The 20,176-nt window shown below is 55.4% G+C and carries 18 protein-coding genes; 5 read left to right on the top strand and 13 right to left on the bottom strand.

Annotated features, from left to right (window positions below; genetic code table 11):
• Positions 1-59 precede the first annotated feature (59 nt).
• The 6 genes from EV294_RS16505 to nirB all read right to left on the bottom strand — a co-directional run bounded on the left by EV294_RS16505 (position 60) and on the right by nirB (position 8,770).
• Positions 60-2,084, bottom strand: a complete 2,025-nt coding sequence (locus tag EV294_RS16505; protein WP_132308653.1) for an ABC transporter ATP-binding protein — start codon at positions 2,082-2,084, stop codon at positions 60-62.
• A 22-nt stretch (positions 2,085-2,106) separates the two neighbouring features.
• Positions 2,107-3,855, bottom strand: coding sequence for an ABC transporter ATP-binding protein (locus tag EV294_RS16500; protein WP_132308651.1), 1,749 nt, complete (start codon positions 3,853-3,855; stop codon positions 2,107-2,109).
• A 388-nt stretch (positions 3,856-4,243) separates the two neighbouring features.
• A complete protein-coding gene (gene cobA, locus EV294_RS16495; RefSeq protein ID WP_132308650.1) occupies positions 4,244-5,014 on the bottom strand; it encodes a uroporphyrinogen-III C-methyltransferase in 771 nt (256 codons plus the stop codon).
• Entirely contained in the window at positions 5,014-5,883 is an 870-nt protein-coding gene (locus EV294_RS16490; protein ID WP_132308648.1) for a formate/nitrite transporter family protein, read from the bottom strand. The genes cobA and EV294_RS16490 overlap by 1 nt, the downstream gene beginning before the upstream one ends.
• A 117-nt stretch (positions 5,884-6,000) precedes the next feature.
• On the bottom strand, positions 6,001-6,315 hold the full coding sequence (nirD, locus tag EV294_RS16485; RefSeq protein WP_132308646.1) for a nitrite reductase small subunit NirD: 315 nt from the start codon (positions 6,313-6,315) through the stop codon (positions 6,001-6,003).
• A 13-nt stretch (positions 6,316-6,328) separates the two neighbouring features.
• Positions 6,329-8,770 (bottom strand): nitrite reductase large subunit NirB, encoded by a 2,442-nt coding sequence (gene nirB, locus EV294_RS16480; RefSeq protein ID WP_132308644.1) that lies wholly within the window; start codon positions 8,768-8,770, stop codon positions 6,329-6,331.
• A 344-nt stretch (positions 8,771-9,114) separates the two neighbouring features.
• Between nirB and EV294_RS16475 the strand changes: the two genes are divergently transcribed.
• Together EV294_RS16475 and EV294_RS16470 are read left to right on the top strand one after the other, a co-directional pair.
• Positions 9,115-9,696: an ANTAR domain-containing response regulator gene (locus tag EV294_RS16475; RefSeq protein ID WP_132308642.1), complete on the top strand. Its 582-nt coding sequence runs from the start codon at positions 9,115-9,117 to the stop codon at positions 9,694-9,696.
• A 13-nt stretch (positions 9,697-9,709) separates the two neighbouring features.
• Positions 9,710-10,768 carry an anthranilate phosphoribosyltransferase gene (locus EV294_RS16470; RefSeq protein WP_132308640.1) on the top strand — a complete coding sequence of 353 codons (1,059 nt, stop codon included), beginning with the start codon at positions 9,710-9,712 and terminating at the stop codon, positions 10,766-10,768.
• Positions 10,769-11,236: 468 nt separating this feature from the next.
• Here EV294_RS16470 and EV294_RS16465 read toward each other — a convergent pair whose 3' ends face one another.
• From EV294_RS16465 to EV294_RS16450, 4 genes are all read right to left on the bottom strand, one after another.
• The gene (locus tag EV294_RS16465) at positions 11,237-12,454 is read right to left on the bottom strand and encodes a multidrug effflux MFS transporter (RefSeq protein WP_132308638.1); all 1,218 of its coding nucleotides are present in this window, start codon (positions 12,452-12,454) and stop codon (positions 11,237-11,239) included.
• A gap of 113 nt (positions 12,455-12,567) precedes the next feature.
• Entirely contained in the window at positions 12,568-12,798 is a 231-nt protein-coding gene (locus EV294_RS16460) for a cold-shock protein (RefSeq protein WP_132308636.1), read from the bottom strand.
• 186 nt (positions 12,799-12,984) lie between these two features.
• Entirely contained in the window at positions 12,985-13,320 is a 336-nt protein-coding gene (locus EV294_RS16455; protein ID WP_132308634.1) for a hypothetical protein, read from the bottom strand.
• A gap of 59 nt (positions 13,321-13,379) precedes the next feature.
• Positions 13,380-14,078, bottom strand: coding sequence for a pirin family protein (locus EV294_RS16450; protein WP_132308632.1), 699 nt, complete (start codon positions 14,076-14,078; stop codon positions 13,380-13,382).
• A gap of 184 nt (positions 14,079-14,262) precedes the next feature.
• Between EV294_RS16450 and EV294_RS30310 the strand changes: the two genes are divergently transcribed.
• Positions 14,263-14,439 (top strand): hypothetical protein, encoded by a 177-nt coding sequence (locus EV294_RS30310; protein WP_165930701.1) that lies wholly within the window; start codon positions 14,263-14,265, stop codon positions 14,437-14,439.
• A 141-nt stretch (positions 14,440-14,580) separates the two neighbouring features.
• Here the strand turns inward: EV294_RS30310 and yidC are convergent, their stop codons facing one another.
• Together yidC and EV294_RS16440 are read right to left on the bottom strand one after the other, a co-directional pair.
• On the bottom strand, positions 14,581-15,399 hold the full coding sequence (gene yidC / locus EV294_RS16445) for a membrane protein insertase YidC (protein ID WP_132308630.1): 819 nt from the start codon (positions 15,397-15,399) through the stop codon (positions 14,581-14,583).
• Positions 15,365-15,694, bottom strand: coding sequence for a hypothetical protein (locus EV294_RS16440; RefSeq protein WP_132308628.1), 330 nt, complete (start codon positions 15,692-15,694; stop codon positions 15,365-15,367). The genes yidC and EV294_RS16440 overlap by 35 nt, the downstream gene beginning before the upstream one ends.
• 445 nt (positions 15,695-16,139) lie before the next feature.
• Here EV294_RS16440 and EV294_RS16435 point away from each other — a divergent pair, with 445 nt between their 5' ends.
• The gene (locus EV294_RS16435) at positions 16,140-18,233 is read left to right on the top strand and encodes a multicopper oxidase family protein (RefSeq protein ID WP_132308626.1); all 2,094 of its coding nucleotides are present in this window, start codon (positions 16,140-16,142) and stop codon (positions 18,231-18,233) included.
• Between the two features lie 54 nt (positions 18,234-18,287).
• On the opposite strand, the gene EV294_RS16430 is transcribed toward EV294_RS16435, so the two are convergent.
• A complete protein-coding gene (locus EV294_RS16430; RefSeq protein WP_132308624.1) occupies positions 18,288-19,172 on the bottom strand; it encodes a LysR family transcriptional regulator in 885 nt (294 codons plus the stop codon).
• A 131-nt stretch (positions 19,173-19,303) separates the two neighbouring features.
• On the opposite strand from EV294_RS16430, the gene dapA reads away from it, so the two are divergent.
• Entirely contained in the window at positions 19,304-20,176 is an 873-nt protein-coding gene (gene dapA / locus EV294_RS16425) for a 4-hydroxy-tetrahydrodipicolinate synthase (RefSeq protein ID WP_132308622.1), read from the top strand.

The raw sequence follows: 20,176 nt of genomic DNA, 5'->3' as shown, positions 1-20,176 counted from the left end.
GGTGCTTTTTCATAACCATAACCGGAAACGGAGAGAACCCTTCCCCGATCCGTCATGAATTAGGATGCGGTAACAGCCGAGCCTTGCTGCAGCTGGTACATCGCGAAATATTTGCCGCGGTGATCCATTAGCTGGTCGTGATTGCCGCGTTCGACGATGCGGCCGCGGTCCAGCACCAGAATCTGATCCGCCTGTCGGATGGTGGATAAGCGGTGGGCAATGACAAACGTCGTGCGGCCCTTCTTCAGCACGTCCAGCGCTTCTTGAATAATGGCCTCCGTCTCCGTATCGATGCTTGCCGTTGCTTCATCCAGAATCAGAATCGCGGGATCATAGGCGAGCGCCCGCGCGAACGAGATCAGCTGGCGTTGGCCGGCGGACAGCGTGCTGCCCTTCTCGATCACTTCCGCATCGATGCCGCCCGGCAGCTGCGCGAACATGTCGTAGGCGCCAACGTCGCGAAGCGCCTGCTCCACCCGCTCCCGGCTGATCGCCGGATTGTTCAAGCTGATGTTAGAGGCGATCGTACCGGTGAATAGGAACGGATCCTGCAGAACGATGCCCATATGCTGGCGCAAATGCTGCTTCGGAATATTCAGCACATCCTTGCCGTCGATTACGATGCTGCCTTCATTCGAATCGTAGAACCGGAACAGCAGGTTCATAATCGAGCTTTTACCGGATCCGGTATGGCCAACCAACGCTACCGTATCGCCTTGGCGGGCGGTGAAGGAGATATTTCGCAGCACGTATTCATCCTTCTTGTAGGCAAACGAAACGTTATCGAATTTCACTTCGCCCTTGTAACGCTCCATTGTGCCCGGCTCAACCTCAACGCCAGGCTGATCCATCAGGGTAAATACCCGCTCAGCGGATACCCTTGCCGTCTCCAGATTGGACAGCTGGTTCACGACGCCAACGATCGGCTGGAACATCCGGTTCATCAGATCGACGAACGCATACAGCACGCCTACCCCGATGGCGGCGCCAAACCAGTCGCCCCAGAAGAACCAAATCACGATAAGGAAGATGATGTTCCGGACCACGTTGACCAGGTTATGCGACGTAATCGAGTTCAAGCTCAGCAGCTTGTTCTGATACGTAAAATAATGCTCGTTCAACTCGTCGAATTCTTTAAAGGTCTCTTTCTGACGGCGGAACGCCTGGATAATCGCCATCCCCTGGATGGATTCGTTGATCATCGCGTTAATCTCGCTCAGCTTCGTCCGGATAATCCGGTTGTAACGGGCAGCAAAGCGCCGGTACAGATTAATCCATACGAGCAGGATAGGTACCAGCGGCAGCGCAAACAGCGCAAGCCTTGGATCCAGCAGGAACAATGCTCCGTAGATCGCCGTCATGTATACGATCGCGGAGAAGAAGTTTGCCAGTACCGCGACGTACAGCTCGCGGATGGCCTCCGTATCGTTCGTAATCCGGGAGACGACCTGCCCGGCGGCCAGCGTATCGAAGTAGTTCACCGGAAGCCGCTGCGTATGGGCGAATACGTCATTTCGCATGCGCCGGACAATCCGATTCGCGGAGGTCTGCAGCAGGAGCCGCTGTCCGTAAGTGAATACCGCGCCAAGCACGAGCAGTCCGACATAAAGGCCGGCCAGCTTCATCAGGCTTGGAATTTCCGGGCTGTAGAACTGGTACAGCTCCTTCGCCGAAATCAGGGCAACCGGGAATGCGGCACTCTCTCCGGTTGTTTTGTCGGTGACGGTCATCTGGCCGTCCGTCACCTTGCGCACGCCCTCCACTGCGGGAAGGGTGCCTTCATGCCAGTAAAATTTTCTGCCGGCCTGAAGCAGATGCACCTCGGTGCCTCTGGCCTCGCCGGCTGCGAAGTGGTCTTCGCGTTTATACCATTTATCTTTATAAGAGACCGCGTAGGGCTCATCCCCCGCAACCTCGTACCAGCTCTTCTCGATGCCGAGAATATTCTGATCGATCATCCGCTTCGCGATAAACGGTCCCGCCAGCTCCGCGCATACGGCCAGCAGGAGCAGAACCAACGCTCCGATGATCGGTTTTTTATAAAGCATGGCGTATTGAAACAATCGTTTACCTGTTTGACCCATTGTTCGTAAACGCCTCTCTTTCCTATGATTCAATCAGCGACTCCAGCTGCTGCCGCTCGTACTGCTCTTTGTACCAGCCATCCTGCTTCACAAGATGGTCATGGGTACCCTGCTGAACAATGCGTCCTTCGTCCAGCACGATGATGTGGTCAGCGTGCTGCACCGCGGACAGCCGGTGTGTCGTGATCAGTGTCGTTTTGCCTGCTCGTTCCGTCCGGATGCCTTCGATAATCTCGGCTTCCGTCCGTCCGTCTACCGCGGACAACGCGTCGTCCAGCATCAATATTTCCGGATCTGCGATAAGCGCGCGCGCAATGCTGACCCGCTGCTTCTGGCCGCCGGAGAGCGCAACGCCCTTCTCGCCGACCATCGTTTCCAGCCCGTCAGGCAGGAATTGAATATCCTTGGCAAACGATGCCCTTGCAAGCGCGCGCTGCAGATCTTCTTCCGTCGCCTCGCCCTTCTTGCCGAACATAATATTCTCGCGAATCGTCTTCGAGAACAGAATCGGCTGCTGCGGCACGTACCCGATCCAGCCAAGGAGCCGCTCCATTGGCAGCTTCTCCAGCGGCTGGCCGGTAATCTTGATTGCGCCGGCGCCAACCGGATATTCGCGCAGCAGCTGCTTGAGCAGCGTTGTTTTGCCGCTGCCCGTGCGGCCGACAATGCCCAGCGTCTGGCCTTGGCGCAGACTGACGTTCACGTCGCTCAAGTTGTCTACCACCGACGATGGATAACGGAACGTCACATCGTCGAAAGCAATCGTTGCCGGAGAGGTCACGTCGACGGTGTTCTCCGCGTCCTGCACATCCGGCTTGTAGCCAAGCGTTTCATCTACCCGGTCAAGCGAAGCGTTGCCCCGCTGCATAATGTTGATCAGCTCGCCGATTGCGAACATCGGCCAGATCAGCATCCCGAGGTAGACGTTGAAGGAGACCAGCTCGCCAAGCGTAATCTCGCTGTGGAATACGAGATAACCGCCGTAGCACAAGCCGATCAGGTAACTGAGGCCGACCAATATTTTGATCGTTGGCTCGAAGAGCGCATCGATCTTGGCCACCTCGATATTTTTCTGAAAGACCTCATCTGTTTTCTTGCGGAATTGATCCTGGCTTGCTTCCTCCTGCACGAAAGCGCGGATAACCCGCACCCCCGATACCGATTCCAGCACCTGGTCGTTTAATTCGCCGAAAGCGTCTTGCGACTGCATAAACCGCTCGTGGATTTTACCCCCGAAATGCTTCATCGCAAGCGCGATAAACGGCAGCGGCAGAAGCGCCGCCAGCGTCAGCTTAACGCTGATCATCGCCGCCATAATGCCGAGAATCGTCAGCATGAAGAAGGTCGAGTCAATCAGCGTCAGAATGCCGAAGCCGGCCGTCGTGGCAACCGCATTCAAGTCATTCGTGGAGCGGGCCATCAGGTCGCCCGTCCGGTTCCGTTCATAGAAGGTTGGCGACATCTTCAGGAAGTGGCGCATCAGCCTCGAACGGAGCAGCCGCTCCAGAACGAAGGCACCTCCAAACAGCTTATAATGCCACACGTAAGTGATCGCGTAGCCGACCACCGTCACGGCGATCCAGCCGGCCACGACCTGCATAAAGCCCGTCGCGTCCAGCCTGCCCTGATGAATGCCGTCAATCGTATGGCCGATCAGCCAAGGCGGAATCACGTCGAGAAAGCCCGTGATGATCAGCAGTACGCAGGCTAGCGTATATCTTTTCCAATTCATTGCGAAAAACCATCGAAGCTTCTTAAGTACAATAAACATAGTTTCCGTTTGACACCTCCCGTTTCCATCCAAGCATCTTCCCCCACCGCAAAAAAAGGAAGCGCACCGTAAGATAACGATACGCTTCCTTTGGCAGCAGGCGGGCGCAAATTGGCCCGCTGCATCAAAAAAGGCGCACGGTTACGGTTACGTAACCATGCGCCTTTGATTCTAATGGGATACCCCTAAAGATCAAAGAGATTCGACGCGCGGATGGATTACGCTCATAAATTTAGTATGCATTTGGTTAAATGGTTGATGGACGCCTACAATTGGATTCATGCCGTAATCCTCCTTTCGATTTGTTTAAGATATTTGTCACTTTACCATCCGAAGAAATAACTGTCAATCCGTTTTTTTGTAAAACCCCGCCTATTTTGGAGAATGATCACATGACCCAAGCTTCCGCCTGCCGCTCCGCCAGCAGAAGCTGCTCGCGAACCTTGACCACTTCGCCCACGATGATAAGGGCCGGGTTGACCACTTTGAAAGACACCGCCAGCTTATGAATGTCAGCCAGCGTTCCCGTAATAACGCGCTGTTTGCTTGTTGTGCCGCGCTCGATAATCGCAACCGGCGTGGTTGCCGCCTTGCCGTGCTTCAGCAGCTCCCCGCGGATGACGGCGAGCTGGCTGACGCCCATATAGATCGCCAGCGTATCCACGCTATGCGCAAGCAAATCCCAGCGCACAGGCTCCTGGTCGCCGTGACAGCGGTTGCCGGTCACGCAGGCGAAGGATGCCGCCTTCCCGCGATGCGTCAGCGGGATCGCCGCCGAGGCCGCCGCGCCGATTGCGGACGTGACCCCCGCCACGATCTCCCACTCGATGCCGTGCTCGGCCAGCTCCAGCGCCTCCTCGCCGCCGCGCCCGAAGACGAAGGGGTCGCCCCCTTTGAGGCGGACGACCGTTTTCCCTTGCTTGGCGTAGGCGACAAGCGCCGCATTAATTTGTTCCTGCGGCATCGCATGCGCATTAGGCGCTTTGCCGCAGTACACCAGCTCCGCATCCGGGCGGGCGTACGCGAGCAGCTCTTCGTTCACGAGCCGGTCGTACAGGATGACATCCGCCAGCCCGATTCGCCGCATCGCCTTCACCGTAATCAGCTCCGGGTCACCGGGGCCTGCCCCAACAATAAATACCTTGCCTGCCGCCTCCATTACAGGCCGCTTTTCTCGGCTGCAAGCGCCGGTTTGGCCGAAAGACCCGACTTTGCGGAAGAAGAAGAGCTTTCGGAGTCTTTTGCCTTCTTGTTATGCGACCAGTAGAACATAAAGCCGGTAAACAAAGCGCCGCCGACAAAGTTGCCGAGCAATACCGGAATTTGGTTCCACAGCCACCAGTCCGCTACAGACACGTCCGCGCCAAGCATCATGCCGGCCGGGATGACGAACATATTAACGACCGCATGCTCGAAACCTTGCTCGAAGAACATCAGAATCGGCAGCCACATCGCGACGATTTTGCCCAGGGTCGATTTCGAGGTCATCGCCATCACCACGCCAAGCGTTACCATCCAGTTGCACAGGATCGCCTTGATGAACACGAGAATGATGCCGTCGAAGCCCATTTTTTGATACCCCAATGTCTTGGTCTCGCTGACTTGAATGAGCATTTGAGCTAGCGGATTGGACATATCCGTCCCCATCTTCGTAACCGCCATGCCGTATAAAGCCGCATATACCGCGCAGCCGATCAGATGACCGATAATGACAAGCCCATAGTTGGCCAGCATGCGGGTCAGCGTTGTTTTCCGTTTGAAGACCGATAGAGGAATAAGCGCAAAGCTGCCGGTCACAAGCTCAAGCCCCAGAAGAACGATGATAACAAAGCCAATCGGGAAAATAATTGCCCCCGTTAATGGGAGCGAAGTCTGCGTTGTCGCCGTATAGGCGAGCGTTGTCGCAAAGGCCAGGATGCCGCCGCCCAAAAAACCTCTCATCAGCATTTGCGAGGCGCTCATTTCCGCCTTCGCCGTCCCCGCCTCCACCATCGATTCCAGTACTTCAGCCGGTTTCACGTAGTCCATGTTCCATTCCTCCTAAAATGAATGATCACCGTAATAGCCCGTGTACGGGTTATCGTGATGATTCATACTTCGCGAGCATCCACCTAATGAATGATCACCGCAATTGTTATCTCTCTTCTACAGGGTGATATAGATGTCGCCGCTGCCCGGGTCAATCTCCGTCTCGAACGTCTTGATGCAGCCGTCATCGGGCTCATGCACGCGTCCGCTCTTCAGGTCAATCTTCCAATCATGCAGCGGGCAGTGCACGGCCGTGCCGCACACCATCCCCTCCGACAGCCTGCCGCCCTTATGCGGGCATTTGTTCTCGACTGCTTTCACGCTGCCGTCCGCCAGGCGGAAAATCGCCACGTCCGTGTTGTCAATCTGCACCGTACGAGAGCCTAATACGTCGATATCCGTTAATTTCGCTACAAGCACCTTTGTCACCATATGGTAGCCCCCCCTATCCTTGCACCGGCTGCGGACTGGATAATTCCTCGAAGTTTTTGCGCAGCTCTTTGTTCTCGATAATTTCTTTCCATGGATCCGTTGTATAGCTAAGCGTCTTCTCCAGACGTTCGACCAAGGCCAGACGGTCCTCGCGTTTCTCCAGCGCTTTCTTGACATGATCCAGGCCAACGCGTTCAATCCATTGCGCGGTACGTTCGTTCCATGTCGCATTCTCGCGGTAATATTGCAGGTAAGCCGAGGACCATTCCATCACTTCATCCTCCGTCTTCACGGTGCAGAGCAGTTCGGTCGCGCGGACGTGTATGCCGCCGTTGCCGCCGACGTGAAGCTCCCAAGCACCGTCGATGGCGACAACGCCAAGATCCTTGATCGTTGCTTCCGCGCAGTTGCGCGGACAGCCGGATACGGCAAGCTTTACTTTCGCAGGAGCCGTCATTCGCTCGTAGGCTTTCTCCATCCGGATCCCCATGGCGATCGAGTCCTGCGTGCCGAAGCGGCAGAAGGTGTTGCCGACGCAGGTTTTTACCGTGCGGAGGGTCTTGCCGTAGGCATGGCCGGAAGGCATATCAAGCTCTTCCCAAATCTTCGGCAGGTCTTCCTTCTTCACGCCGAGCAGGTCAAGCCGTTGTCCGCCGGTGAACTTCACCATCGGTACCTCGTACTTCTCGGCGACGGTAGCGATTTTGATCAGGTCGGCCGGCGTGGTCACGCCGCCGTAGACGCGAGGCACAACCGAATAGGTGCCGTCCTTCTGAATGTTCGCGTGGTAGCGCTCGTTCGTGAAGCGCGATTCCTTCTGGTCCTCGTATTCTCCCGGCCACAGCATGCCAAGATAGTAGTTCAGCGACGGGCGGCATTTCGTGCAGCCCCCTTCGTTCTTCCATCCCAGCACGTTCATGACTTCCTTGACGGTCATGAGACGCATTTCCTTGATTGCCGCAACAATCTCGTCGCGGGAATGCTCCGTGCAGCCGCAGATGCCTTCCTTTACCGGAGCGCCTGCCGCATCGCCGGCGTACAGCTTCAGCAAGCCTTCCACTTGAGGCTTGCAACCGCCGCAGGAAGCGGAAGCTTTCGTGCAGCCTTTGAGACTGGCCATCGTATTGCAGCCTTTATTCTGAACGGCATCGGCAATAGCGCCCTTCGATACGCCGTTGCAGCCGCAGACGATTTCATCGTCGGGCATCGCCGCCAGCCGGTCCGCCGCGGAGGAAGCGCCTCCTCCTGCCGCAGGCGAGAAGCCGAGCAGCAGCTCCTTCTCCTTGCCTTCGATCGATTCGCCCTTCTTCATAATCGAGAACAGCTCGGCGCCGTCGGAAGTATCTCCAAACAGTACCGCCCCCACCAGCTTGCCGTTTTTGATCACAATCTTCTTGTATGTGCCCGCTACATCATCTTGAATACGCAGGGCTCTTGTTCCCGGTCCTTCGTTGAATTGGCCTGCCGAGAACACGTCGACACCGGATACCTTCAGCTTCGTTGAAGTAACGGAGCCTTGGTAGCCTTCCGTCTCAATGCCGGCCAGCAGCTTCGCCAAAACGGCACCCTGCTCATACAGCGGAGCGACAAGGCCGTAGGCGATCCCCCGGTGCTCGGCGCATTCGCCAACGGCGTATACATCCGGAATATTCGTCCGCATGAAATCGTCAACGATAATCCCGCGGCCGACTTCAATGCCGGAAGCCTTCGCTAAATCAACGTTCGGGCGGATCCCCACCGCCATCACGATAAGATCCGCTTCAACCTCGCTGCCGTCCGCGAATTGCAGAGCCTTTACGCGGCGTCTGCCCGTAATGGAGGCCGATTGCTTGCTCAGCAGGAACTTCATGCCTTGCGCTTCGAGCTCGCGCTGCAGCATCCGCGCCGCCGGCTCATCCAGCTCGCGGTTCATCAGAATGCCGTTGATATGAACAACATGGACGTCCATCCCCAGATTCAGTAGCCCCCGCGCCGCTTCAAGCCCCAGCAGGCCGCCGCCGATTACGGCTGCTTTTTTATACTTTTGAGAAGTCTCCTGCATAATCTCGGTGTCGCGGATATCCCGGAAGCCGATTACGCCTTCTTTGTTCGCGCCAGGCAGAGGCAGCATAAACGGATTCGAGCCCGTCGCCATCACGAGCACATCGTAGTCCGCTTCAATCCCTTGCTGGGAATACACTTTTTTCCGCTTCGTATCGATCTTCGTGACCGTGTGTCCGGCATGCAGCTGGATATGATTGTCCGCGTACCAGTCCCAGTCGTTAATGACGATATCCTTCATGTCCGTTCCGCCCGCAAGGACCGAGGACAACATAATCCGATTATAGTTCGGGTACGGCTCCGCTCCGAAAATCGTAATGCTATATGCATCCGGAGCGAGCTTGATCAAATGCTCGATTGCCCGCACCCCCGCCATTCCGTTGCCAACCAGCACCAATTTCTTCCGATCCGCCATTGTCATTCTCCTCTCCACTCTCTCCAGCCTCTAATCTGTATGGAAAAATAGAAAAAGCCTGCTTCGGATTCCGCGAGGACGCACTTGTGCATTCCCGCAAAAGACGAAGTCAGGCTTCATTGCCGCTTCAAATGAATACGCCATTGTATTCATGAAAGATTGAATTTTCGTACCTCAAAACCGTAAGCTTTGTCGGTGTGTTACCGCTACTATACAATGGCATGACATTCATGTCAACATACTTAACATAAAAAATGAACATTTGTGCGTATCGACAGTTTTACACAATTCATGTTATATATAATAACAAATGATATTCGTTTGTAGGGGAAGAGGAGGATGACATGCGTTCTCTGTTAGTGATCGACAATGCCGGGGGAAATGCTGAAGCGCAGTCGCTGGAGCAAATGCTGGAGGCATACGGGTATTCGGTATTGTATGCAAGCTCGGATGATACGGCCAAAAACCATCTGCCGAAAGCCGATGCCGTCATTTTTCATCTGCCGTTGGGCGAAGTGAAGGCTTGGGGCAACCGGCTGTTGCAGCGCAAGAGGCTCCCCATGCTCTGGTGGTGCAGCGCCGATACGGCAACGATGTCCGCCGCCTTTTGCGAGGACGATCTGCCGATCGACGGTATTCTCGCGCCATCGATGAGCGAGCAGGAGCTCCACTGGGCGCTTCATTTCGGTTCGAAGGCCTGCTTCGAGCGGCAGCAGTGGCTGAATGAGCGCAAGCAGCTGGAGGCGCGGCTCGAAGAGCGGAAGTGGATTGACATGGCAAAGGGTATCCTATGTAAAATAAAGCAGGTATCCGAGGCGGAAGCTTACGACCTGCTGCGCAAGCAGGCGATGAACGAGCGGAAGCGGATCGTGGATGTGGCGACATCCATCGTGAAAGTCTATCAGCTGCTGCAAGAGCAGAAATAAAGGGGTGCTGACGATGTTTACCACACTATTAAAAGAAGTCGGCCGCGGGAAAAGAGGCGCCAGGGACTTAACCTATGAAGAGGCGCTGGAAGCGGCCGACTGGATCATGAACCGGAAAGCGTCCCCTGCCCAGATGGGCGCCTTTTTTATTGCCGAACGGATTAAGATGGAAAGCGTCGAGGAGCTGGAAGCGTTCGTACACGTATGCCGGGACAACGCCTACCGCGCTCCCATTCAAGAAGGGCTGGACTGCGCGGGACCATACGACGGGCGGGTAAAAACCTTCTTCGCTTCCTTCGCTACGGCCTTCGTGCTTGCTTCGGCCGGGCTTCCCGTTACACTGCACGGCGCAAAGTCGCTGCCGCCGAAATGGGGCGTAACGCTGCCGGATATGCTCGCCGAGCTCGGCATCGGCAAAGCGCAGCTGACGCGGGACCGCGTCGTGCAGGCGGCTAAGGCAACCGGCGTGCTGTTCGTGGACACGGAGGAATGGTGTCCGCCGCTCGGCGAGCTTCGGAGCATCCGCGAAGAGCTTGGCATGCGCACGGTGCTGAACACCGCGGAGAAGCTGATCGATTTCTCGCATTCGCCGTACCTCGTCTTTGGCGTTTTCCATAATACCGTCTTTGACCGGATGAGCAAGCTGCTCACCGATTTGAAATACCGCCGGGCCCTTATCGTGCAAGGGACGGAGGGCTCCGAGGACCTGTACATCGAGCGTCCTACCCGCACGTACATCGTGGAGAACGGCGAGGCGCGGCTGCATGTTATCGATCCGGAACAATTCGGCATGGAAGCAACGCTGCCGGAGAAAAAGGAATGGAGCGCTGCCGAACAGGTTGAAAACGTAGAGGCTGTCCTGCAGGGAACGGCGCATATCGGCTACGTAAACCAGGTCCTGCTTAACGCGGCCGTTCGGCTACGCCTGGCCGACCGTGCCGAATCCGTCGAAGAGGCATTGTACCAATGCAAAGAGCTGCTCGACAGCGGCGCCGCATGGAAGCGTTACATGGCTTGGCGCGGCAGCCTGCTTGGCGAAGGAACCCCCGCCCCAATCGGCGGTGTAAAGTAACGTGACATAAGCGGTGCTGCAGCAGGGCAGCCTCCCCCTCTATCTTCCCTAAGATCGTCATAATCAAGAGCTTCTGAAGGCCCGAACGGCCATCAGAAGCTCTTTTTCAATCCGCCTTCTTAAGCGGGCAATCCTATATTCTTAACTCCGCCAACGCAGCCAGAGGCTAACACTATAGGTAGGTTAAGGCCTCTAACGGGCCTTAACCTAGTGGCGGCGGACAGCGGCAGTTAGGGACGGTTTAAGGTCTCTAGGGGACCTTAAAGGCCAGGAGAGTGTAGCTAGTTTTCATGGTTAAGGCCCCTTAGGGGCCTTATCGCAACATTGCAGCCGCCAAAGTGGCATAAAACGCCGCTGGGAAAAAATAAAACCCTGCGAGGGCGTTAAAGTCTGCCATCAGGGCAAAAGCAGGTCCAGAAGGCCCCCACAGGGTATTATCGCCGCTAACCCGCCTTATCGGCCGGCACCCTAACGCGAGCGAGCCCGCCGTACGAGCAGCACATAGCTGAGTACGGCCGCGGTCTCCGACGCGGCGATCACAATCCCCATCGGCAGCGCGGCTTCGCTGCCGCCAAGCCCCACAAGCGGCGCCATGCAGGCGCCAAAAACAAAGGACAGCAAACCAAGCAGCGCCGATGCGCTGCCTGCCGCCTGCTGCTGGTTCTGCATCGCAAGCGAGAAGCTTGCCGTCTGCACGATGCCGACGCTGGCAACCACGAAGAATAAAGGCACCAGCACGGCGAACAACCCCCAGCCGGCTACAATACCAATCAGCAGCACGAGACCGCCCGCAAACGCTAGGCTAAGTCCCGCAACAAGCAGCTTCGGCGCGCTTACCTTGCCGGCAAGCCGCCCGGCGATCTGGCTGGCCGCAATAATGCCAAGCCCGTTAATGGCAAAGCATAAGCTGTAGCCTTGCGGAGAAACGCCAAACAGGTTCTGGATCACAAACGGCGAGCCCGAGATGTAGGCGAACATCGCGGCGACCACAAAGCCCTGCGTCAGCGCGTAGCCCATAAATACGCGGTCCGTCAGCAATCCGCGGAATTTCATCAGCATGTTGCCGATACCGCCCTGCGAGCGGTTCCTCTCCTGAAGGGATTCCTTCATCCCCAGCCATACCGCCGCAAGCATAACCGCGCCGATTACGGTCAGAACCATAAACACGCCCCGCCATTCCGTCCATTTCAGAATCTGTCCCCCGGCAATCGGAGCCGCGATTGGAGCTACCCCGTTCACCAGCATAAGCATGGAGAAGAACCGGGTCATTCCCGCTCCCTCGAATAAATCCCGGACGACCGCACGCGAAATGACAATCCCCGCCGCGCCGCCAAAGCCCTGCACGAAACGCAATAGAACAAAGGTCTCGATGGACGGCGCCGCCACGCATAGCATCGAAGCCGCAATATAAACGATAAGTCCAATTAACAAGGGCTTCCGCCGGCCTCTCACATCACTGATCGGACCAATAAACAGCTGCCCAAGCGAAATGCCAAGCAGACATGCCGTTAAGCTGAGCTGGGACATCGAGGTTCCCGCGCGGAAGTCGCCCGCAAGCTCCGGCAATGCCGGTAAATACATATCGATGGAGAGAGGAGCAAACGCCGAAAGCGAACCAAGCAGCAAAGCCATCCATAGGACAGCTCTCGGTGCCTGCGCCGGCGAGGCATCCGTACCTTTTACCATGATGACAACCACTCCCGAACCGTTTTATCGCAACCATTCTAATGACGTTCCCCACCCCTGTCAAGGAAACGAAAAAGAGGATGCCTCTATAGGCATCCTCCCGCGCGATCCAACTACTCGGCCGTAGTGACGACAGCGCTCAGCTTTACCGGATCATTCAAATTCACAATCAAAGGAAGCATCCGCTCCCCGCTGATCATAGGAGATTGGCACAGGACGCAGGTCGGCGTCTGGTCAAAAGAGAAGTTGGCCCGCATCCAGCCATTGCAGTCCTCGCTTGCGCATGACCAAATTTTCGTGATGACCTCCGGGATTTCTTCTTGAATCTTTTTCCTGTTGTACATAGGTATGTATGCCTCCTTCTACAGATTAATCTGGTACGGACTTCATGAACCCCGCCACTTTAGAGTGCCTTTAACCGCCAATTTCATACATGAAATTCAGAAACGGCAAAGCAGGCGCAAAAAAAGCTCCCCCGCCTCGGTCAGGAAGCGAAAGAGCTTGTAATATGCAGGGTTTGGAAGCTTTATTTACAGCTTATAGCCGAATTCGTTTGGAATATATTCAATGCAGGAGATCGCGGTAAACGTCAGCCTTTCCCCTGCCGCATCATATTTAACCGTATCCGAAGCAACCGAGTACCAAATCTTCAGCGTCGGCCGACCGTCTTCGTAATTCCGAAAGATAAACACGTTCAGCTCCTGCTTCCACTTTAGGATCTCGTCTATTCCGGCATGCTTTGGCGCGTTAACGGCGAATAGCCACTGCCCATCCTCATGCGCGACCTCGTAAGACACCGATTGCTTGGATGAATCCACAAAGGTCCGGCCGCCTACGGCGTGTTTGATGAGTAATTGTTCTTTCATGGTTGAACCCTCCTAAAAAGCGTATAGCTCGCTTTCAGCCGCATTTCGCAAGCCTTGCCCTATGGCAGATCAATCAGCATAACAAACGCGGATTCTTCCGCGGACAGCACAAAATCGGGCTCGAATTCCGCGCGGATCGAATCTTTCGGTCCCATCGCAATGCCGTTCACATTCAAGTTTCCTTCCAGCACCATAACAAAGGCGCGGCGTCCGGTTTTCTGATTAAAAAAGATCCTTCTGCCCGGCTGCAGCCTCCCCAGATAGATCGTCATATCCTGATTGATGCTTGCCGTATCTCCCGCACCATCCGGCGTTACAACCGGCAGCAGCGCATTCTGGAGCTTTTCTTCATCGTAGCTGGCCATTTCGTAGGAGGGAGCGAGCCCCCGTTCTTTCGGCATAAACCACAATTGCAGGAACTTTCCTTCCTCTGTATCCGAATCGTTGTATTCCGCGTGAATAATTCCCGTTCCCGCCGACATGCGCTGAACTTCGCCAGCCGATGTTACTTCAATATTGCCAAGATTGTCTTCATGCTTCAGTCTTCCCGCTAGCGGAATCGTCACAATCTCCATCTCGCTGTGCGGATGCGCGCCAAAGCCGCGACCCGGCGCAATCGTATCGTCGTTTAATACGCGCATGACGCCAAAGCTCGAGTTGTCGGGATCGAAATACTCCCCAAACGAGAAGCTCATCGCGCTGCGGAGCCATCCCAAATCGACAGAATGGCGGGCACTTGCCGGAAAATGTTTCATCATCGAAAAAACGCCTCCTTTTTCAATCCATATTCCGAGCCATATCCTCCTTTTATTGTAACCTCAGGCAGGCAGGTATACCAAAAATACGCCGGACAGGCTCGCAAAGACCTTATGTAATCGTAATGGTAAGTTTAAATATAGGGCAATCTAACGGCAGGAGCTGAAAAAAGGGAGTGAACGGGCGATGGACAACAAGGATGATCTCGTTACGGAGAGAGATATCGATCCGAATTTCGGCTTATTTACAGAGGAGATGCGGCAAACCGTCTTGCCGGACGCATCAAGCAAACTGATCGATAGGTATCCGAAAAAGGGCGCAACAGCGCCGCCTCCCAGCGGACCGGCTGACGGCTCGCGGTAAGGAGCTATATCAAGTATAGCATTTACGGAGTGAGGTAAACAGCCCCTTACGGCGAAATATCGCCATATACGGGAAAATAAAAGGACGCATTCGCCTGCACATACAGGTTATGCGTCCTTTCTCTTTATTTCACGCGAAGCATTATTTTGCAGAAACCGCTGGCGTTTCGTTAGCTCCCGCCGCAGGCAGCGTCGGGTAAAGCTTCTTCGATACAAGGGTCTGGATGATCATAAACGTTCCCCCGACAACCCAATACAGCGGAACCGCAGCCGGAGCGCTGAAGGAGAAAATCCCCATCATGACCGGCGAGAGCAAGCCAAGCATCGCCATTTGCTTCTGCTGGGCGGAGTCCACGCCAATCTGCGATACGCGGAACTGCACGTAATAAATCGCCGCGGCCAGGAACGGCAGAATATGATCCGGCGTGCCAAGCTGGAACCACAGGAACGAGTGCTGGGCAAGCTCCGGCGTCATCTTGATCGCATAATAAAGGCCGGTCAGGATCGGCATTTGAATCAGCATGGGCAGACAGCCAATCGCCATCGGGTTAAACTGATGCTTGCTGTAGAGCTCCATCGTTTCTTTTTGCAGCTTGGCCTGGTTCTCGGGCGTCTTCTCTTTGTACTTCTCTTTCAGCTTGTTCAGCTCCGGCTGAATGACGCTCATCTTCTGCTTCATGCCCTGCTGGCCTTTATACTGCCGCAGCATCAGAGGCAACAGAACGATCCGCACGAGCAGCGTCATGACGATAACGGCCATGCCGTAGCTGTCGCCAAAGAAAGAGGCGATGTGCTGAATCAGATACGAGAACGGAAATACGACATAGTGGTTGAAAAAGCCCGGCGTGTCCGAATCAATCGTTCCCTTGGCGCCGCAGCCGCTGACGATCACCAGGATCGCGATGGCTGCGAAAATTCTGTATTTTTTAGTAAAAGCGGTGAATGCATTGTTTGTGCTCATAATAGCCTCCTCGTTTGTGTGCGTGCTCGGTAATCTCCACAAACGAAGGGCAACAATCCGCTAATTCACCATCCGGCGCTTCTTTGCGCTTTATCCTTCGGGCCAGCCAATGCTGGATCCTCTCCAGCCTGCTGATGACGACGACGATCGGAACAATCGGCTCCCATACGACCCGCTTCAGCAAGGTATTAAACTCCGCGTCAACGCTCTGATGGGCAAAATAAGCCAGATAAGCCATCGAGCATAAAATACTGATCGAGAAAAAATACGGGATTAAATCCTGCAGCTCTAACAATGCATTCACCTCCTTAAAAGAATTGTATATTCAAATGGTTGTGCTTCAACCATTTCGTGCAATTCTTACCTCGTAAGCATGAGCTAAAGAATTGTATATTCAAATGGTTGTACTTCAACCTTTTCGTGCAATTCTTGCCTCGTAAGCATGAGCTAAAGAATTGTATATTCAAATGGTTGTACTTCAACCTTTTCGTGCAATTCTTGCCTCGTAAGCATGAGCTAAAGATTTGTATATTCACATACGGCTAACAGCCGGAAACGTTTCTTCTCCCGGCCCAAAGTCTAGTTCGAGTCCATTCTCAGGACGGTTAAGACGGGTGTCCGCCCGCGCTACAATGAACTATGACTATATTATCACATCGCGGACAGGATAGCTTCCTTGGCTTCTTGGAATCCGATGCACAATTTTCCGCGGCAACGTCCGGGACGGAGGAATCGATTGTATGTATTTTGCAGCTATCAGCGTTGCAAGGGGCTTCCTACTTCTTACCCTGCTGCTCGCCTGGATTGCCGGTAACAAGGCATCCGCCCTGTTATTCAGCGGGACAGAAGCGAATTTGAACCGAAAAGCACGTAAATTAACGACTTGGGCTGTCTTCCTGTCCATCTCCTGCGCGGGCGTTCTTGCAGGCATTATCTGGCTTATGGCGGCTACGGATTCCGTCTTCTGGCGGGACCGCCTGCTCATTCCGCCTGTCCTTATTGTTCCCATGCTGATGATCTGGCTTGGCGCTCTGCCCCGCCTTCGCCGCATCCGGCAGGCGACCATGCGCAAGACCGACTCGCCCCTTGACGTGAGACTGCTGAGCCGGGCTTCGCAGCCGGTGCTTGTGGCGCCTTATCAATTCGTGGCGCTTGGTTCCTTAACCGGCATGTATTGGACGTTTACGACCACGATTCCGTTCGACGTTATGAACGGCACTATCCCGCTGGTGCTGCTCCTTATCGCGGGCATGGTCCTATGGCTTACCCATCTTAACCGAAGCTCGAGAGTCAGCTTGAACGGAACAAAGCCGGTTAACCGGCCCTTGATTCGATTCCTGCGCCGGCTGACTGTATTGGCTATTGTCCTGGCATTAGGGAGCATTCCGTTTTATGGCGGACTTACGGCCAGCAAGCTGCCGGAGACGATCTCCATGACGGAAGGGCCGATGGATAACGGAACGGGTACGATGCTTGCCCATAACCATCATAGCGGCGCGGTTACCGCATCGGCTAAGCCCGTAAAGGAAGTCTCCGTCGACAGCCTGACCGGTCCGGCGGAAGGAAAAGCCGATGTATCGTTTACGCTGACCGCCGAGAAGAAGACCGTTAAACTGGCTTCAGGACGCACGGTAGAGGCCTGGACCTACAACGGTCAAACGCCCGGGCCGGAGCTGCGCTTCAAGAAGGGGCAGCTGGTCGAAGTCAAGCTGATCAACAAGGACATCGAGGAAGGCGTAACGCTGCACTGGCATGGCCTTGACGTCCCGAATGCGGAGGACGGCGTAGCCGGAGCAACGCAAAATGCCGTCATGCCCGGCGAGACCCATACGTACCGGTTCGTCGCCAATCAGGTCGGCACCTTCTGGTACCATTCCCATCAGGATTCGCAGGAAGCCGTGCAAAAAGGACTGTTTGGCCCGCTCGTGGTAGAACCGGAGGATGGAATGCCGCCCGGTACGAAGGATATCACGGTGATGACTCATATCTGGGATCACCTTGGCGTTGCCATCGGAGATCACGAAGGCATCCAGCGGATGAAGATTGCGCCGGGAACTCCGGTACGTCTTCGCCTGATCAACACGGATGATTGGGTCAGGCAATCTTACGCGCTGCTTGGAGCCTCTTTTAAAGTAGCGGCCATTGACGGAACGGAGCTTCATGAACCGCAGCAGCTGAAAAATGTCGGGCTGGATTTGATTACGGGCGGCCGGTACGACGTGACCTTCGTCATGCCGGACACGCCGGTAACCTTAAACGTGGGGTTAGGCGGCAAGCTGGGCATCGTGATGAGTCCGGACGGGCAAGGCGATTTGCCAAAGCATGCAGCTAACCTGACGGTCTTTGACCCGACCCATTACGGGACGCCGGCTGCAACGCCTTTTGACGCAAGCAGCCATTTCGACCGGGAGTTCACCATGGTGCTGGATAACCAGCTCGGGTTCTTTAACGGCAAGCTTGCGCTCAACTATACGATTAACGGCAAAGTGTTCCCGGATACGCCGATGTTTATGGTTCGCGAAGGCGAGCTTGTGAAAACAACGATTATTAACCGGGGTGCCGTTGAGCATCCCATGCATCTTCACGGCCATCATATGCTCGTCCTGTCGCGAAACGGCGAGGCCGTAGACGGCAGCCCCTGGTGGACCGATACGCTTGATGCGGCTCCGGGAGAGGTCTACGAAGTCGCCTTTGTTGCCGATAATCCGGGCCTGTGGATGGACCACTGCCATAATCTCGCCCATGCGGCGGCAGGCATGACGATGCATTTGATGTACGAAGGCATCACATCGCTGTATACGGTAGGCACGGCTACTCATAATCACCCGGAATAAGAAACAAACACAAGACGCGAGGCTTCTCCAGTGAAGGAGACGCCTCGCGTTCTTTTAGTTATTGTCTTCCCCTTCGCTGAGCAGAGCAATAAAAGCTTCAAGCGGCTGGGACATCCATTTGCGGGGATGAACCATATACTGCAGGTCAAAGCGGATTTGCGGATGGGTAAACGGAAGAGCCGTTATTCGTCCCTGCCGGATATCTTCCGCGACAACCATGCGGGGCAGCAGCGCGAGGCCTAGGCCGTTGACGACGCATTGCTTCACCGCCTCCGGATTGCCAAGCTCGAACAAGGCGGTAAAGGCGATCCCGCTCTCCCGCAGCACCTTCTCGAACATGCCCCGGTATACGCAGCTTTCCTCCGACATGATGAGCTCCATGCCGCTCAAATCCTGCAGCTCGATCCGCGGACGGCCGTCAAGCGGATGACCTGCCGGCGCCGCCAGCACCAGTGGCTCTTCCCGCAGCGGCCGGCATTCCAGCGACGCATCGGCCGGCTTAGCGTCGAGCAGCAGCCCGATATCGTATTCGCCGTCCTTCACTTTGCTGACGATCTGCGATTCGCGGTCCGGCTGAAGCTGGATGGTCAGCTCGGGAAACAGCTGGCGCAGCTTCTGCAGATAAGGAGGCAGATAATAAGCCGCCAGCGAATCGATAGCGCCGATCACAAGCGTACCTCCCGCATAACCCGCTACCGTTTCCTTCGACTGCTCGTACAGCTCCAGCATCTGAACGGCCAGCGCAAACAGCTTCTCGCCGGGCGGCGTCAGGCGCATCTGCCTGCCGAACCGCTCCAGCAGCGGCGCTCCGTATTCTTTCTCCAGCTTCTGAATCTGAATCGTTACGCTGGACTGCGCGTAACCAAGCTCTTCCGCGGCGCGCGTAATACTCCGCCTTCTCGCTACCGCGCAAAAGGTCTGCAAATAAACCAGCTCCATGCTCCCACCTCCGCATTTGCATAAATATTAATATTATTGATGATAGACATGAATCATTATAGATAACTGTAATACTTCAACCGTGCTACAGTAAAGACAGAATTTATAATTACAAACGGGAGGCGCTGGAGATGCTAACGGAAAATGAGCTGAAAGGCATTTACGTACCTGTGGTAACCCCTATGGGGGCTGGCGGGGAAGTGGATATTCGTTCATTCGAATCCTATGTGAAGCAACTGCTTGAGGATGGCGTGAACGGCATAGTGGTAAACGGAACAACGGGGGAAGCCCCAACGGTAACGCTGGAGGAAATGGCGGCTCTCACGGCAGCCGCACGCTTGGTATGCGGACCTATGAACCGTCCGGTCATCGTGGGGACGGGAACAAACGACACGGCTTCCACCGTGCGGAAAACCGCTTTTGCCGGCGAGCTTGGCGCGGATGCGGCGCTTGTTGTGGTGCCTTATTACAGCCGTCCTTCCCAGGAGGGCATCATCGAGCACTACAGACAGGCAGCAAGCACGGGCCTGCCGATTGTTGCTTACGAGATTCCTTCGCGTACCGGAATACGCCTTGCTCCGGATACGGTCCGTGCCATTCTGGACCTGGACGGCGTCATCGGGATCAAAGACAGCTCCGGCGGAATCGAGCTGATGATCGAGCTTGCAAGCAGCGGTGATCACAAGCCGGTGTTATGCGGAGAAGATATCTATTTCCACGCCATGCTGTGCTGCGGCGCAGCCGGCGGCATGCTCGCATCCGCCAGCGTCCGGACAACGGCATTTGCGGAGGTATACGAACAGCTCATGAAAGGTCAGCTTGAAGCAAGCAGGCAGTCCTTCGGAGCTCTGCTTCCCTTGATCCGTCTATTGTTCCAGGAGCCCAATCCCGCTCCGTTAAAATATCTTCTTGCAAGGCAAGGCATCATCGCCTCGGATCATATTCGCCTGCCGCTTACTCCGGTCTCGGAGAAGCTGCGGCAGCAGCTGAATGCCTGGCTGTAG

The sequence above is a fragment of the Paenibacillus sp. BK033 genome, assembly GCF_004345425.1.
GTDB lineage: Bacteria > Bacillota > Bacilli > Paenibacillales > Paenibacillaceae > Pristimantibacillus.
Note: the sequence above shows the minus strand (reverse complement) of the source record. Positions and strands in the feature narration are given on the sequence as shown.

Excerpts from the sequence above, each read along its gene's own strand:
- nirD (WP_132308646.1), bottom strand. The coding sequence starts at position 6,315 with ATGGTGACAAAGGTGCTTGTAGCGAAATTAACGGATATCGACGTATTA.
- EV294_RS16470 (WP_132308640.1), top strand. The coding sequence starts at position 9,710 with ATGTTTACCACACTATTAAAAGAAGTCGGCCGCGGGAAAAGAGGCGCC.
- EV294_RS16465 (WP_132308638.1), bottom strand. The coding sequence starts at position 12,454 with ATGGTAAAAGGTACGGATGCCTCGCCGGCGCAGGCACCGAGAGCTGTC.
- nirB (WP_132308644.1), bottom strand. The coding sequence starts at position 8,770 with ATGGCGGATCGGAAGAAATTGGTGCTGGTTGGCAACGGAATGGCGGGG.
- dapA (WP_132308622.1), top strand. The coding sequence starts at position 19,304 with ATGCTAACGGAAAATGAGCTGAAAGGCATTTACGTACCTGTGGTAACC.
- EV294_RS16430 (WP_132308624.1), bottom strand. The coding sequence starts at position 19,172 with ATGGAGCTGGTTTATTTGCAGACCTTTTGCGCGGTAGCGAGAAGGCGG.
- EV294_RS30310 (WP_165930701.1), top strand. The coding sequence starts at position 14,263 with ATGGACAACAAGGATGATCTCGTTACGGAGAGAGATATCGATCCGAAT.
- EV294_RS16505 (WP_132308653.1), bottom strand. The coding sequence starts at position 2,084 with ATGGGTCAAACAGGTAAACGATTGTTTCAATACGCCATGCTTTATAAA.
- EV294_RS16490 (WP_132308648.1), bottom strand. The coding sequence starts at position 5,883 with ATGGACTACGTGAAACCGGCTGAAGTACTGGAATCGATGGTGGAGGCG.
- EV294_RS16475 (WP_132308642.1), top strand. The coding sequence starts at position 9,115 with ATGCGTTCTCTGTTAGTGATCGACAATGCCGGGGGAAATGCTGAAGCG.
- yidC (WP_132308630.1), bottom strand. The coding sequence starts at position 15,399 with ATGAGCACAAACAATGCATTCACCGCTTTTACTAAAAAATACAGAATT.
- EV294_RS16435 (WP_132308626.1), top strand. The coding sequence starts at position 16,140 with ATGTATTTTGCAGCTATCAGCGTTGCAAGGGGCTTCCTACTTCTTACC.
- EV294_RS16450 (WP_132308632.1), bottom strand. The coding sequence starts at position 14,078 with ATGATGAAACATTTTCCGGCAAGTGCCCGCCATTCTGTCGATTTGGGA.
- EV294_RS16455 (WP_132308634.1), bottom strand. The coding sequence starts at position 13,320 with ATGAAAGAACAATTACTCATCAAACACGCCGTAGGCGGCCGGACCTTT.
- EV294_RS16460 (WP_132308636.1), bottom strand. The coding sequence starts at position 12,798 with ATGTACAACAGGAAAAAGATTCAAGAAGAAATCCCGGAGGTCATCACG.
- EV294_RS16500 (WP_132308651.1), bottom strand. The coding sequence starts at position 3,855 with ATGTTTATTGTACTTAAGAAGCTTCGATGGTTTTTCGCAATGAATTGG.
- cobA (WP_132308650.1), bottom strand. The coding sequence starts at position 5,014 with ATGGAGGCGGCAGGCAAGGTATTTATTGTTGGGGCAGGCCCCGGTGAC.